Annotated in this window: 9 protein-coding genes; 5 read left to right on the plus strand and 4 right to left on the minus strand. The window is 68.7% G+C overall.

Annotated features, from left to right (window positions below; all coding sequences use genetic code 11):
- Positions 1–8 precede the first annotated feature (8 nt).
- The gene (locus R2K23_RS12330) at positions 9–1325 is read right to left on the minus strand and encodes an adenosylmethionine--8-amino-7-oxononanoate transaminase (protein WP_316509887.1); all 1317 of its coding nucleotides are present in this window, start codon (positions 1323–1325) and stop codon (positions 9–11) included.
- A gap of 96 nt (positions 1326–1421) precedes the next feature.
- On the opposite strand from R2K23_RS12330, the gene R2K23_RS12335 reads away from it, so the two are divergent.
- The 4 genes from R2K23_RS12335 to treZ are packed head-to-tail and all read left to right on the plus strand — an operon-like array spanning position 1422 to position 9822.
- Positions 1422–3593 (plus strand): acyltransferase family protein, encoded by a 2172-nt coding sequence (locus R2K23_RS12335; protein ID WP_316509888.1) that lies wholly within the window; start codon positions 1422–1424, stop codon positions 3591–3593.
- 52 nt (positions 3594–3645) lie between these two features.
- Entirely contained in the window at positions 3646–5817 is a 2172-nt protein-coding gene (gene glgX / locus R2K23_RS12340; RefSeq protein ID WP_316509889.1) for a glycogen debranching protein GlgX, read from the plus strand.
- 2 nt (positions 5818–5819) lie between these two features.
- Positions 5820–8105: a malto-oligosyltrehalose synthase gene (treY, locus tag R2K23_RS12345; RefSeq protein WP_316517241.1), complete on the plus strand. Its 2286-nt coding sequence runs from the start codon at positions 5820–5822 to the stop codon at positions 8103–8105.
- Entirely contained in the window at positions 8098–9822 is a 1725-nt protein-coding gene (treZ, locus tag R2K23_RS12350) for a malto-oligosyltrehalose trehalohydrolase (protein ID WP_316509890.1), read from the plus strand. The genes treY and treZ overlap by 8 nt, the downstream gene beginning before the upstream one ends.
- A gap of 29 nt (positions 9823–9851) precedes the next feature.
- Here treZ and ilvA read toward each other — a convergent pair whose 3' ends face one another.
- Positions 9852–11144: a threonine ammonia-lyase IlvA gene (ilvA, locus tag R2K23_RS12355; protein WP_316509891.1), complete on the minus strand. Its 1293-nt coding sequence runs from the start codon at positions 11142–11144 to the stop codon at positions 9852–9854.
- A 41-nt stretch (positions 11145–11185) separates the two neighbouring features.
- A complete protein-coding gene (locus R2K23_RS12360) occupies positions 11186–11620 on the minus strand; it encodes a nitroreductase family deazaflavin-dependent oxidoreductase (protein ID WP_316509892.1) in 435 nt (144 codons plus the stop codon).
- An 81-nt stretch (positions 11621–11701) separates the two neighbouring features.
- On the opposite strand from R2K23_RS12360, the gene R2K23_RS12365 reads away from it, so the two are divergent.
- Entirely contained in the window at positions 11702–11941 is a 240-nt protein-coding gene (locus R2K23_RS12365) for a hypothetical protein (protein WP_316509893.1), read from the plus strand.
- 47 nt (positions 11942–11988) lie between these two features.
- Here the strand turns inward: R2K23_RS12365 and dnaE are convergent, their stop codons facing one another.
- The gene (dnaE, locus tag R2K23_RS12370) at positions 11989–15537 is read right to left on the minus strand and encodes a DNA polymerase III subunit alpha (RefSeq protein WP_316509894.1); all 3549 of its coding nucleotides are present in this window, start codon (positions 15535–15537) and stop codon (positions 11989–11991) included.
- Between the last annotated feature and the right edge of the window lies 1 nt (position 15538).

Below are 15538 nucleotides of genomic sequence, written 5' to 3' on the forward strand. Positions count from 1 at the left end.
AACACCGTTCAGGCTAATGCACGAGCCACGCCGATCATCGCGGCGGTGATCTGGGCGATCTCCTCGTCGGTGCAGATGAACGGCGGCATCACGTAGACCAGGTTGCGGAACGGCCGCAACCAGACGCCGTGGTCGAGGGCCGCCTCGGTCGCCACGGCCAGGTCGACCGGACGGGTCATCTCCAGCACCCCGATGGCGCCGAGCACCCGCACCTCGGCCACCCCGGGCAGGTCGCGCGCCGGTGCCAGCCCCGCCGTCAGCCCCGCCTCGATCCGCCTGACCTGGACGCGCCAGTCCTGGCCGAGCAGCAGTTCGACGCTGGCCACCGAGACCGCGCACGCCAGCGCGTTGGCCATGAACGTCGGGCCGTGCATCAACGCGCCGGCCTCGGAATTGCTGATGACATCGGCGATCTCGCCCGTGCACAGCGTGGCCGCCAGCGTCAGGTAGCCGCCGGTGAGCGCCTTGCCGACGCACATGATGTCCGGGCTGACCCCGGCGTGGTCGGCGGCGAACAACTCCCCGGTGCGGCCGAACCCGGTGGCGATCTCGTCGAAGATCAACAACACGTCGTGCCGGTCGCAGATGGCGCGCAGCTCGGCGAGGTAGCGCGGGTCGTGGAAGCGCATCCCGCCGGCGCCCTGCACCACCGGTTCCACGATCACGGCGGCGAGTTCGTCGGCGTGGCGCGCCAACTGGTCCTCGAAGGCGCGGCAGTACTGCGGGTCGTAGTCCCGCGGCACCGCCGGCGCGAAGATCTGCTGGGCCAGCAACGAGTTGCCGCCCACCTGCGGGCCGGTCCACAGCTCGTGCATGCCGCCGTCGGGATCGCAGACGCTCATCGGCGTGAAGGTGTCGCCGTGATAGCCGCCCCGCCACGTCATCAACCGGTGCTTGCCGGGACGTCCGCGCGAGAGCTGGTACTGCAACGCCATCTTCACCGCCACCTCGACCGCCACCGACCCGGAGTCGCTGAAGAACACCGTGTCCAGGCCGGCGGGGGTGATCTCGACGAGCAGCTGCGCCAGCCGGGCGGCCGGCTCGTGGGTGAGTCCGCCGAACATCACGTGGTTGAGCACCGACAGCTGGTCGCGGATCGCGGCGTCGAGGACCGGGTGGCCGTGCCCGTGCACCGCCGTCCACCAGGACGCCATCGCGTCGAGGACCTCGACCTCGCGCCCGTTGCGGGACACCGTCAGCCACGCCCCGCGCGCCGCCAGCGCCACCACCGGCGGCGTCGTTCCGGGCGCGCCGATGGTGCTGTACGGATGCCAGATGTGGGCGGCGTCGATCGAGCTGATCTCCTCGGGGGTCAACGCACACACGGGCACCGAGCCTAATGCGCCGCGGGAATCCGCCGGGCCGGGGCGACCGCACGAAAATGAGATACGGGCCTCGGTTAGGTAGATTGTCGAGCGACCATGATCGCCCTGCTCCCCAACCGGCCGGCTTCGACATCCGTTCCGGAGCCTGTGTCCCCGCCCGCGAAGGGGGCCAGGAAAGCGGGTTTCTACCGACACGATCTCGATGGCCTGCGCGGCGTGGCCATCGCGCTGGTTGCTGTCTTCCACGTCTGGTTCGGCCGGGTCTCCGGTGGTGTGGACGTGTTTCTGGTGCTGTCCGGGTTCTTCTTCGGCGGGCGGCTGCTGCGCAACTCGCTGACCGCCCAGACGCTGCCGTCCCCGCGCCGGGAGGTCACCCGACTGGTCCGCCGACTGCTGCCCGCGCTGGTGGTGGTGTTGGCCGCCTCGGCGGTGCTGACCATCCTGATCCAGCCGGAGACCCGTTGGGAGGCGTTCGCCGACCAGAGCCTGGCCAGCTTGGGTTACTACCAGAACTGGGAGCTGTCCAACACCGCCGGCGACTACGCGCGTGCCGGTGAGGCGGTCAGCCCGCTGCAGCACATCTGGTCGATGTCGGTGCAGGGCCAGTTCTACATCGCTTTCCTGATCGTCGTCCTGCTGTGCACCGCGTTGCTGCGCAAGCCGCTGGGCCGCAACCTTCGGATCTTCTTCCTGGTCCTGATCAGCGCGTTGACCATCGCCTCGTTCGTCTACGCGATCTTCGCCCACAACGCCGATCCGTCGGCCGCCTACTACAACAGCTTCGCGCGCGGCTGGGAACTGCTGGCCGGGGCGCTGGCCGGCGCCGCGGTCGGCTCGCTGCGGCTGCCGATGTGGATCCGCAGCCTGATGGCCTTCGTCGGCCTGGCCGCGATCCTGTCCTGCGGCATGCTGATCGACGGCGGCCAGGAGTTCCCCGGCCCGTGGGCGCTGGTGCCCGTCGGCGCCACCATCCTGATGATCCTGGCCGCGGCCAACCGGCAGGCCGACCCGCACTGCCGCGGCAGGATGCCGCTGCCCAACCGGGTGCTGGCCTGGGGCCCGCTGGTGACGCTGGGCGCCCTGGCCTATTCGCTGTACCTGTGGCATTGGCCGCTGCTCATCTTCTGGTTGTCCTACAGCGGCCGCTCCCACGCGAGCTTCCTCGACGGCGCGGTGATCCTCGCGGTCTCCGGCGTGCTGGCGTATCTGACCATGCGGTTCATCGAGGAGCCGCTGCGCTACCGCGGCGCCCCGGCCACGGCGAGCGCGGCGGTCAAGCTCCCGCTGCGGCAGCGGCTGCGTCGGCCGACGATCGTGCTGGGTTCCACCGTGGCCCTGCTCGGCGTGGCGCTCACCGCGACCTCGTTCACCTGGCGCGAGCACGTGATGCTGCAACGGGCGGACGGCAAGGAACTCGCCGGGCTGAGCACCCGCGACTACCCGGGCGCCAAGGCGCTGCTCAACGATGCGCGGGTGCCGCGGGTGCCGATGCGCCCGACGGTGCTGGAGGCGGCCAAGGATCTGCCGGTCTCGACCACCGACGGTTGCATCAGCAACTTCAAGAACGCGAACGTCATCAAGTGCACCTACGGCGACGAGGACGCCACCCGCACCATCGCGGTGGCGGGCGGTTCGCATGCCGAGCACTGGCTCACCGCGCTCGACCTGCTGGGCCGGATGCACAACTTCAAGGTGGTCACCTATCTGAAGATGGCCTGTCCGCTGTCCACCGAGAAGAACCCGATCATCATGGGCAGCAACGCCAAGTACCCGCAGTGCTACGACTGGGTGCGCAAGGCGATGGCCGAGATCATCGCCGACAAGCCCGACTACGTGTTCACCACCTCGACGCGGCCATGGAACATCAAGCCCGGCGACGTGATGCCGGGGACCTACTTCGGCATCTGGGAAGAGTTCGCCGAGCACGGCATCGAGGTGCTCGCCATGCGTGACACCCCATGGATGGTCAAGAACACGAAGCCGTTCTTCCCCACCGATTGCCTGGCCGACGGCGGCGATGCGGTGTCCTGCGGGGTGAAACGGTCGGTGGTGCTGGCGCCGGAGAACCCCACCCTGGAATTCCTCGACCGGTTCCCGAACCTCAAGCCGCTGGACATGAGCGAGGCGGTCTGCCGCGCCGACTTCTGCCGGGCGGTCGAAGGAAACGTCTTGATGTATCACGACTCTCACCACTTCACCGCCACGTACATGCGCACCATGGCACCGGAACTGGGCCGCCAGATCGCCGCCGCGACCGGATGGTGGTGACCATCACCGCTGCGATCGGGCCGGGCGGTCGGTACGCCGATACAGTCGAATGATGTCGTCGACCGAGCCGACGCCGGCGGATCCGGCACGGCCCTGGGCCCCCACCGTGTGGCCGGGCAGCGCCTATCCGCTGGGCGCCACCTACGACGGTGCGGGGACCAACTTCTCGCTGTTCTCCGAGGTGGCCGACAGGGTCGAGCTGTGCCTGATCGCCAAGGACGGCTCGGAGACCCGCATCGAACTCGACGAGGTCGACGGTCACGTGTGGCATGCGTACCTGCCCGCCGTCGTCCCCGGCCAGCGGTACGGCTACCGGGTCCACGGTCCCTGGGCACCGGAGTCCGGCCACCGGTGTGACCCCTCCAAGCTGCTGCTGGATCCGTACGGGAAGTCCTTCGACGGCGATTTCCACTTCTCGCAGGCACTGTTCTCCTACGACCTGAACGCCGAGGATCCGGCCTCCGGCGGCACCCCGCCGCGGGTGGACTCGCTGGGCCACACCATGACCAGTGTGGTGATCAACCCGTTCTTCAACTGGGCCAACGACCGGGCACCGCGCACGCCGTACAACCAGACGATCATCTACGAGGCCCACGTCAAGGGGATGACGCAGAACCATCCCGGCGTGCCGGCGGAGTTGCGCGGGACCTACGCCGGTCTCGCCCACCCGGTGATCATCGAGCATCTGAAGTCGCTGGACGTCACGGCAATCGAGCTCATGCCGGTACACCAATTCCTGCACGACCAGCGACTGTTGGCGCTCGGGCTGCGAAACTACTGGGGCTACAACACTTTCGGATTCTTCGCCCCGCACTACCAGTACGCGGCCACCCACAAGGCCGGCGGCGCGGTGGCGGAGTTCAAGGCCATGGTCCGGGCGTTCCACGAGGCCGGTATCGAGGTCATCCTCGACGTGGTCTACAACCACACCGCCGAGGGCGACCATCTGGGACCCACCCTCAACTTCCGCGGGATCGACAACGCCGCGTACTACCGGCTGCTCGACGACGATCTGCGCTACTACAAGGACTTCACCGGCACCGGCAACAGTCTCAACGCCCGGCACCCGCACACCCTGCAGCTGATCATGGACTCGCTGCGGTACTGGGTGCTCGAAATGCACGTCGACGGTTTCCGTTTCGACCTCGCCTCGACGCTGGCGCGCGAGTTCTACGACGTGGACCGGTTGTCGGCGTTTTTCGACCTGGTGCAACAGGACCCGGTGATCAGCCAGGTCAAACTGATCGCCGAGCCGTGGGATGTCGGCGAGGGCGGCTATCAGGTGGGCAATTTCCCCGGTCTGTGGACCGAGTGGAACGGAAAGTACCGGGACACGGTGCGCGACTTCTGGCGGGGCGAGCCGGCGACCCTGGGTGAGTTCGCCTCGCGGCTGACCGGGTCGTCGGACCTCTACGAGCACACCGGGCGTCGTCCCAGCGCCAGCATCAACTTCGTCACCGCCCACGACGGGTTCACCCTCGCAGACCTGGTGTCCTACAACGAGAAACACAACGAGGCCAACGGCGAGGGCAACGCCGACGGGGAGAACCACAATCGGTCCTGGAATTGCGGAGTCGAGGGTCCCGCCGACGACCCGGACATTCTGGCGTTGCGGGCAAAGCAGATGCGCAACATCATCGCCACGCTGATGGTCAGCCAGGGCACGCCGATGATCAGCCACGGCGACGAGTTGGGCCGCAGCCAGTTGGGCAACAACAACGTCTACTGCCAGGACTCCGAATTGTCCTGGATGGACTGGTCGTTGGCCGAGACCAACGCCGACCTGCTGGCGTTCATGCGGCGGGCCACCGGCCTGCGCCGCGCGCACCCGGTGTTCCGCCGCCGCCGATTCTTCGCGGGCACCCCGATCCGCACCGGCGACCAGTACCGCGACATCGCCTGGCTGACGCCGTCCGGCCGGGAGATGACGCCCGAGGACTGGCATGCGCCCTTCGGGGCGTCGCTGGCGGTCTTCCTCAACGGCGAGGCGATCCCGGAGCCCGACAAGCGCGGCGAGAGAGTGATCGACGACTCGTTCCTGCTGTGTTTCAACGCCAGCGCCGAGGGTATGGACTTCGTCACACCCGACGGCCGCTACGCACAGGAATGGAGCTCGGCATTGGACACCTCGACGCCCACCGGAGCCAGCGACAAGGTCGTGCGCGCGGGCGAGCGGGTCACCCTGGAACCGCGGTCGGTGCTCGTGCTCCGCAAGACGTCGTGACCATGGGCCGGCCGGTGCTGTCCACCTACCGCCTGCAGTTGCGCGGCGACGGTTTCACCCTGGGCGATGCGCTGGAGCTGCTGGACTACCTCGACGACCTGGGCGTCAGCCACGTCTACCTGTCCCCCATCCTGACCGCCGTCCAGGGTTCGACGCACGGGTACGACGTCACCGATCCGACCGCGGTGTCCGCCGAGCTCGGCGGTCCCGAGGGCCTGGCCGCCCTGTCGCGGGCGGCACGGGACCGCGGGATGGGCCTGCTGGTCGACATCGTCCCCAACCATGTCGGCGTCGAGCGGCCCGAGCTGAACCCGTGGTGGTGGGATCTGCTCGAACACGGCCGGGGTTCGCGGTTCGCCCGATTCTTCGACGTCGACTGGGACCTCGACCCCGACGGCCGGATCGTCCTGCCGGTCCTGGGCTCCGACGAGGATGTCGAGGCGCTGACGGTCGACGGAGACACGCTCACGCTCGGGGACCTGCGTTTCCCGATCGCGGCGGGCACCGGCGGCGGCACCGGCGCCGAGGTCCACGACCGGCAGCACTACCGGCTGGTGGGCTGGCGCCGCAACGTGTGCGGCTATCGCCGGTTCTTCTCCATCACCTCCCTGGCGGGACTGCGCCAGGAGGACCCCGACGTGTTCGACGCCAGCCATGTCGAGGTCAAGCGGTGGTTCGACGAGAACCTGGTCGACGGGGTGCGCATCGACCATCCCGACGGGCTGGCCGACCCGGTCGGCTATCTGCACCGGCTGCGCGAGCTCACCGGCCCGCAGGCCTACATCGTGATCGAGAAGATCCTGGCGGTCGACGAGGCGCTGGAGCCGACGCTGCCGGTCGACGGCACCACCGGGTACGACGTACTGCGCGAGGTCGGCGGGGTGTTCGTCGATCCGGCCGGCGCCGAGACGCTGACCGCGTTGAGCGACTCCGCGGGGTTCGAGAACACCGACGTGCACCGGGTGGAGGCCGAGCTCAAGACCGCCGCCGCGACCGAGACGCTGGCCTCCGAGCTGGCCCGGCTGCGCCGCGCGGTGGTCGCCGCCGCCGGCCACGATCATCCCCGGCTGCCGGAAGCGATCGCCGCGCTGCTGACCCACATCCACGTCTACCGCTGCGACTATCCGGGGCTTTCGGCGATGCTGTCGACCGCGATCGCCGAGACCGTCGCCGCCGACCCCGACCTGGCCGCGCCGCTGCAGGTGCTGGTGGCCGGGCTCGGCGCCGAGGAACCCGCGACCCGACTGCAGCAGTTGTGCGGCGCGGTGACCGCCAAGGCCGTCGAGGATTGCCTGTTCTATCGGGACACCCGGCTGGTCTCCCTCAACGAGGTCGGCGGCAGCCCGCAGCGGTTCGGGGTCAGCGCCGCCGAGTTCCATCACAGTGCCGCCGAACGGGCCCGCCGCTGGCCCACCGCCATGGCGACGCTGACCACCCACGACACCAAACGCGGCGAGGACGTCCGCGCCCGGATCGGGGTGCTGTCCCAGGTGCCCGGGCTGTGGGCCGAGATGCTCGCCGGCTGGGAGCAGACGACACCCTGCCCCGCCCCGGACAGCGGATTGTTCTTGTGGCAGAACATCTTCGGGGTGTGGCCCGCCGACGGCCGGGTCGACCGGTCGTTGCGGGACCGGCTGCACGGCTACGCCGAGAAGGCGTTGCGCGAGGCCGCCGTGCATACCTCCTGGCACGAGCCCGAGGCCGAGTTCGAGGCCGCGATCCACGGCTGGATCGACGACGTACTGGACGGACCGGTGGCCGCCGAACTCACCGCGCTGACCGCGCGACTGGCGCCGCACGCCCACTCCGATGCGCTCGGGCAGAAGCTGCTGGCCCTGACGGTGCCGGGCGTCCCCGACGTCTACCAGGGCACCGAGCTGTGGGAAGACAGCCTCGTGGACCCGGACAACCGGCGCCCGGTCGACTATGCCGCGCGCCGGGCCGCGCTGGCCGCCGGCGAACACCCCAAGCTGCGGGTGGTGCGTGCCGCGCTGCAGCTGCGCCGCGCCCGGCCCGAGGCCTTCCTGTCCGGCGGCTACGCCCCGGTGTCGGCGACGGGAGCCGCCGCCGATCACCTGGTGGGGTTCCGGCGCGGCCCCGACGTGCTGGTGGCCGTGACCCGATGGACGGTGACGTTGAGCGAATCGGGTTGGCAGGACACCGCATTGGCGCTGCCCGAAGGCACGTGGACGGATCGCCTGACCGGCCGGACCCACGTCGGGTCGGTGCCGGTCGCGGAGTTGTTCGCCGAACTTCCGGTGGCGTTGCTGGAGCGCGCCGATGCCTGACCACGAGTTCGCCGTCTGGGCGCCGCGGCCCGAGTTGGTGCGCCTCGACGTCGAGGGCACGCTGCATCCGATGGAACGCGGCGCCGACGCTTGGTGGCGCACCGCCGTGGACGTCGCGCCGGACGCCCGGTACGGGTTCGTCCTCGACGACGACCCGACGGTGCTGCCCGATCCGCGTTCGGCGCGCCAACCCGAGGGGGTGCACGCCCGCTCGGCGCTGTGGCGCCCCGCCGCCGCGAGCGAGACCGGCTGGGCGGGCCGGTCGGTGGAGGGGGCGGTCATCTACGAGCTGCACGTCGGCACGTTCACCGCGGCGGGCACCTTCGACGCGGCCATCGACAAGCTCGGGCATCTGGTCGACCTCGGGGTGGACTTCGTCGAACTGATGCCGGTCAACGCGTTCGCCGGTGACCACGGCTGGGGTTACGACGGCGTGCTGTGGTACGCGGTGCACGAACCCTACGGCGGGCCCGACGGGCTGCTGCGCTTCGTGCAGGCATGTCATCGGGCGGGCCTGGGCGTGCTGCTCGACGCGGTGTTCAATCATCTCGGCCCTTCGGGCAACTACCTGCCCCGGTTCGGCCCCTACCTGTCCTCGGCGAGCAATCCCTGGGGCGAGGGAATCAACATCGCCGACGCCGAATCCGACGAGGTGCGCAACTACATCATCGGGTGCGCGCTGCGCTGGATGCGTGAGTTCCACTTCGACGGCCTGCGCCTGGACGCCGTGCACGCGCTGGTCGACACCACCGCGGTGCACATCCTGGAGGAACTCTCGGCCGAAACCGAGGCGCTGGCAACGGAGTTGGGCCGGCCGCTGGCGCTGATCGCCGAGAGCGACCGCAACGACCCGCGCTTCATCACCCCGCGCTCAGCCGGCGGGTACGGGATGACCGCCCAGTGGGACGACGACATCCATCACGCCCTGCATACCGCCGTGTCCGGCGAACAACACGGCTACTACGGTGATTTCGGCTCCCTGGCGGTGCTGGCGAGCACGCTCAAGAACGGGTTTCATCACGCCGGGACGTTCTCGTCGTTCCGCAAGCGGCGCCACGGTCGGCCGTTGGACACCTCGGTCATCCCGGGTTCCCGGCTGCTCGCCTACACCAGCACCCACGACCAGGTGGGCAACCGGGCCGTCGGCGACCGGCCCTCGGCCTATCTCAGCGACGGTCAACTCGCGGTCAGCGCGGCGCTCGCGCTGTTGACGCCGTTCACCGCCATGGTGTTCATGGGCGAGGAATGGGCCGCCGGAACGCCGTTCCAGTTCTTCAGCTCGCACCCGGAACCCGAGTTGGCCGAGGCCACCCGGCAGGGCCGCCGGGCGGAGTTCGCCGATCACGGCTGGGACGCCGCCGAGGTCCCCGATCCGCAAGACCCCGAGACGTTCCACCGGTCCAAGCTGGACTGGAGCGAGCCCGCATCGGGCCGGCATGCCGCGATCCTGGGGGTCTACCGCGACCTGATCCGGCTGCGCCGCACCGAGCCCGATCTCGCCGACTTCTGGCTCGACCACATGACGGTGGAGTTCGACGAGGACGCCCGCTGGATCGCGTGGCGCCGCGGATCGCTGAGGGTCGCCTGCAATCTCGGTGTCGAGCCGACGTCCGTTCCGGTGCACGGTGAGTTGGTCTACGCCTGGGGTGCACCCCGGATCGGCGCCGCCGCAACCGAACTGGACGGCCATTCCTTTGCGGTGCTGCGCAGCAACTGACCGCTGCAGCGGCCGACCCGAGCGGCCGGCTAGGTGAGGTAGCGGTAGGTCGGCGAGCCCGGCTCGAGCAGCTCGACGTGACTCTCCGAGCTCTGCATCCGCGCCATCAGGCGGTCCAGGTCGGCGGCCGACCCCAGCTGGATGCCGACCAACGCCTCCCCGGTCTCCCGGTTGTTGCGCTTGACGTACTCGAAGAGCGTGATGTCGTCGTTGGGGCCCAGCACCTCGTCGAGGAAGCGGCGCAGCGCCCCCGGCTCCTGCGGGAAGTCGACCAGGAAGTAGTGCTTGAGGCCCAGATGCACCAGCGAGCGTTCCAGCACCTCGCCGTAGCGGGACACATCGTTGTTGCCGCCCGAGATCAGGCACACCACCGTTGCACCCGGCATGACGTCGGTCTCGAGGAGGCCGGCCACCGACAGTGCGCCGGCGGGTTCGGCGATGATCCCCTCGTTCTGGTACAGGTCCAGCATGGCGGTGCAGACCGCACCCTCGTCGACCGTCGTGATCGATACCCGGTCGCCGGCGCAGGACAGCGCCGCGAACGGCAGGGCACCCGCGCGGGCCACGGCCGCGCCGTCGACGAACTGATCGACGTGCTCGAGCGTCACCGGGTGCCCCTCGGCCAGCGCGGCGACCATCGACGCGGCGCCGGCGGGTTCGACCCCCAGCACCGAGGTCGCGGTGGTGCGCTCGGCCAGGTAGGTGGTGATGCCGCTGATGCAGCCGCCGCCGCCGACGGGCACCACCACCAGGTCGGGTTCGCCGTCGAGCTGATCGAGCAGTTCCACGGCGATGGTGCCCTGGCCGGCCATGGTGCGCACGTCGTCGTACGGGTGGACCAGGGTGGCGCCGGTGCTGCGGGCGTCGGCGAGCGCGGCCTCGGCCGCCATGTCGTAGGTCTTGCCGCCGATGATCAGCTCGATGAAGTCTCCGCCGTGATAGCGGATGCGGTCACGCTTCTGCTTCGGGGTCTTGGCCGGTACGTAGATCCGGCCCTGGATGCCCATCGACCGGCAGGCCAGGGCGAAGCCCTGCGCGTGGTTGCCGGCCGAGGAGCACACCACACCGGCGGCCAACTCCTCGGGCGTCAGCTGGAGCAGCATGTTGTAGGCGCCGCGCACCTTGTAGGACCGGACGGTTTGCAGGTCTTCGCGCTTGAGGTAGACCCGGGCATCGGTCAGCTGCGACAGCCGGTCGCTGTATTGCAGCGGGGTCGGGCTCACCACGCCGGAAATTCGCTTGGCCGCCGCCTCGACATCGGCCCCGCTCAGCGGGGGGCTCGACGGTGTCACCCGTGGTGCTTGACTCAGTTCAGCGGACACCGGTCAATGGTGCCACGCGAGGATTTGACCGGTGAAATCCTTTAGGCGGGGGTGAGGACGAACACCGGGATCTGCCGGTCGGTCTTGGTCTGGTAGTCGGCGTAGTCCGGGAAGGCGGCGACGGCCCGGTCCCACCACAGCCGACGCTCGTCGTCGAAGACCTCACGGGCGTGGTAGTCCGCCGAGATAGTGCCGTCCTGCAGCTCGACCAGCGGATTCGCCTTGACGTTGTAGTACCAGACCGGATGCTTGGGGGCGCCGCCGAGCGACGCCACGATCGCGTACTCGCCGTTGTGCTCGACCCGCATCAACGGGATCTTGCGCAGCTTGCCGGTCTTGGCTCCGACTGTGGTCAACAACACCACCGGCATCCCCCGCAACTCGGTGCCCTTGGTCCCGCCCGAGCTCATGTACTCCTCGGCGTTTTCCCGGGACCAATCCAGCGTGCTCGGCGCATACTCTCCTTCAAGCGGCATTTCGCCAGCCTAACGAAATCGAGCCGCCACACCCAGTGTTTCGGGTAGCCGAAACTTTCTGTACGGGCTATCATCGAGGGCATGACCACCGCCGAGCAGTTCCGTTCCGCAGCACCGTCGCGGACGCCGCTCGCCCAGCGGGAGGTGCTGATCGCGGGTGTGCCGTGGCCGGCCTACAAGGTGGTGGCGCTGATCGTCGGCGCACTCGTATTGGCGGGTGTGGGCGTGGTGACCGGCAATCCCTCGGCCGCCGTGTTGATCGCGACCGCAGTGGCCACCGCAGTGTGGTGGATTCTCCGCGCCGGTCACCGTCGGCACTGATCGCGCGCGTCCTCCCCCGCTCGCGTCCCGCCCTCGCCCTCGCGGGCTCAGCCCCCGAGGCACCCCGGACCGAGTAGTGCCTTGAGATCTCCCATCAGCGCCGAGGAGTTCGTCACGCGCAGCGACTGATCCAGTTCCAGCGTGGTGATCCGTTCGCCGCTGATCAGCCGCAGGTGCACCTGAGATGTCCCCGGGTGCCGCGCCAGCACCTGCTTGAGCGCGGTGACCTTGTCGATGGTGCACTGGCGCGTGGGCAGGCTGACCGACAGCGGCCGGTCGATCTGGGCGTTCGAGAAGTCCGGTACCACCAGCTCGTGCACTATCAGCGACCGCCGGTCGTCGCGGACGGCGACCTTCGCCTTGAGCAGGACCACGGTGTCGTCGGCCACATCGGCGCCGAACATCGAATAGGTCTGCGGGAAGAACAGCACCTCGATACCGCCGGTGAGATCCTCCAATTGCGCAGAGGCCCAGGGCAATCCGTTCTTGTTGACGCGCCGGTTGACCGAGGCCAGGATCCCGCCCACCTGAACCTGCGCGTCATGCGGCACATCGCCGTCCAGGATCGCCGGCAGCGCGGTGTCGACCTGGGCGGCCAGCAGGTGCGCGACACCGTCGAGCGGGTGCCCGGACACATACAGGCCGAGCATCTCGCGTTCGAGTGCCAGCTTGTGCTTGTCGTCCCACTCCTCGTCGGGCACCTTGATGGTGAACACCGGGTCGCTGCCCTCGGCGCCGTCGCCGTCCCCGCCGCCGAACAGGTCGAACTGACCCATCGCCTCGGCCTTCTTGGTCCCCAGCACCGAATCGACGGCGTCGGTGTGAATCAGGAACAGCCCCTTGCGGGCGTGCTTGAGCGAGTCGAACGCGCCCGCCTTGATCAGCGACTCGGTCACCTTCTTGTTGCAGACCGACACCTCGATCTTGTTCAGGTAATCCGAGAAGTCGGTGAAATGACCCTTCTGCGTGCGGGTTTCGATGAGCGAGGAAACCACGTTGGCGCCGACGTTGCGCACCGCGCCCAGCCCGAACCGGATGTCGGTGCCCACCGAGGTGAAGTGCAGGCTGGATTCGTTGACGTCCGGCGGCAGCACGGTGATGCCGAGGCGCCGGCAGTCCGCCAGGTAGACCGCCGCCTTGTCCTTGTCGTCGCCCACCGACGTCAACAATCCCGCCATGTACTCCGAGGGATAGTTCGCCTTCAGGTAGGCCGTCCAGTAGGACACCAGGCCGTAACCCGCGGCGTGCGACTTGTTGAACGCGTATCCCGCGAACGGAAGGATGGTGTCCCACAGCGCCTTCACCGCGCCCTCGGAGAACCCGTTGGCGGTCATGCCCTCGTAGAAGCCCTTGTACTCGGCCTCGAGGACCTCGAGCTTCTTCTTGCCCATGGCCTTGCGGAGCGCATCGGCCTTGCCCATGGTGTAGGAGGCGACCTTCTGCGCGATGAACATGATCTGCTCTTGATAGACGATCAGGCCGTAGGTCTCCGACAGGATCTCGCGCAGCGGCTCTTCGAGTTCGGGGTGGATCGGTTTGATCTGCTGGCGACCGTTCTTGCGGTCGGCGTAGTCGTTGTGGGCGTTCATGCCCATCGGACCGGGCCGATACAGCGCCAGCACGGCCACGATGTCGTTGAACTCGGTGGGTTGCATGCGCCGCAGCAGGTCGCGCATCGGCCCGCCGTCGAGCTGGAACACGCCGAGAGTGTCTCCGCGGGAAAGCAATTCGTAGGTCGCCGCGTCGTCGAACGGGAGCGATTCCAGGTCCAGGTCGATGCCGCGGTTGGACTTGATGTTCTCCAGCGCGTCGCCGATGATCGTCAGGTTGCGCAGGCCCAGGAAGTCCATCTTCAGCAGGCCGATGTCCTCGCAGGACGGGTAATCCCAGCCGGTGATGATGGCGCCGTCCTGCGGCCGCTTCCACAGCGGGATGGCGTCGATGAGCGGTTCGGAGCTCATGATCACCGCGCAGGCGTGCACGCCGGCGTTGCGGACCAGCCCCTCGAGTCCGCGCGCGGTCTCGTAGATGGTCCGCACGTCCGGGTCGGTGTCGATCAGCCCACGGACCTCGGCGGCCTCCTTGTACCGCTCATGGGTGGGATCGGTGATCCCGGACAGCGGAATGTCCTTGGCCATGATCGGGGGCGGCAGCGCCTTGGTGATCCGGTCGGCGATGGCGTAGCCGGGCTGGCCGTAGTTGACCCGGGCCGAGTCCTTCAGGGCGGCCTTGGTCTTGATGGTGCCGAAGGTGATGACCTGGGCGACCCGGTCACTGCCCCACCGGTCGGCGGCGTAGCGCACCATCTCCCCGCGGCGACGGTCGTCGAAGTCGATGTCGATGTCGGGGGCCGACGGCCGCTCGGGGTTGAGGAACCGCTCGAACAGCAGCCCGTGTGGAATGGGGTCGATGTTGGTGATGCCCAGCGCGTAGGCCACCAGCGACCCCGCGGCCGAGCCACGCCCGGGACCGACCCGGATGTCGATGGACCGCGCGTAGTTGATCAGGTCGGCCACGATGAGGAAATACGACGGGAAGCCCTTGCCGCAGATCACGTCGATCTCGTACTCGGCGCGGTCGGTGTACTCCTGGGCCACGCCGTCCGGGAAGCGGCGGCGCAGCCCGGCGTGCACCTCGTGCCGCAGCCACGATCCCTGATCGTGGCCCTCGGGCACCGGGAACACCGGCATCCGGTCGACCGGCGTCCAGACCTCGTCGTACGGGGTGACCCGTTCGGCGATCAGCAGCGTCGAATCGCACGCCTCGGGCACCTCGCCGTCCCACAGCTCGCGCATCTCGGCCGCGGACTTGAGGTAGTAACCGTCGCCGTCGAACTTGAACCGGTTCGGGTCCGACAGCGTCTTGCCCGTCTGGATGCACAGCAGCGCCTCGTGGTTGCGCGCGGCGTCCTTGGTGACGTAGTGGCAGTCGTTGGTCGCCAGCGGCCGGATCCCGAGCTTGCGGCCGATCTCCAGGAGGCCGTCGCGGACCCGGCGCTCGATCGACAACCCGTGGTCCATCAGCTCCAGGAAGAAGTTGTCCGGTCCGAAGATCTCGCGCCACTTGGCGGCCGCCTCGAGGGCCTCCTGGTTGTGCCCGAGCCGCAGCCGGGTCTGCACCTCGCCGGACGGACAGCCCGTGGTGGCGATGATGCCCTCGGCATGCTCGGCGATGATCTCGGCATCCATCCGCGGCCACTTGCCGAGCTGCCCCTCGAACGACGCCAGTGAGGACAGCTTGAACAGGTTGCGCAGCCCCCGGGCGTTCTCCGCGACCATCGTCATGTGCAGGTACGCACCGCTGGCCGACACGTCGTCGGACTTCTGGCTGGGGTCACCCCAGGTGATCCGGCGGGTGTCGAAGCGCGACGCCGGGGCGATGTAGGCCTCGACGCCGATGATCGGCTTGATGCCCGCGTCCTTGGCCTCGTTGTAGAACTGGCTGGCGCCGAACATGTTGCCGTGGTCGGTCATGCCGATCGCGGTCATCCCGAGGCGCTGCGCCTCCGCCAGCATCGGCTTGATCTTGGCGGCGCCGTCCAGCATCGAGTACTCGGTGTGGTTGTGCAGGTGAACGAAGCCATCCGAAGTGCCCATA

It is taken from the genome of Mycolicibacterium sp. MU0050 (assembly GCF_963378085.1).
Taxonomy (GTDB): domain Bacteria; phylum Actinomycetota; class Actinomycetes; order Mycobacteriales; family Mycobacteriaceae; genus Mycobacterium; species Mycobacterium wendilense.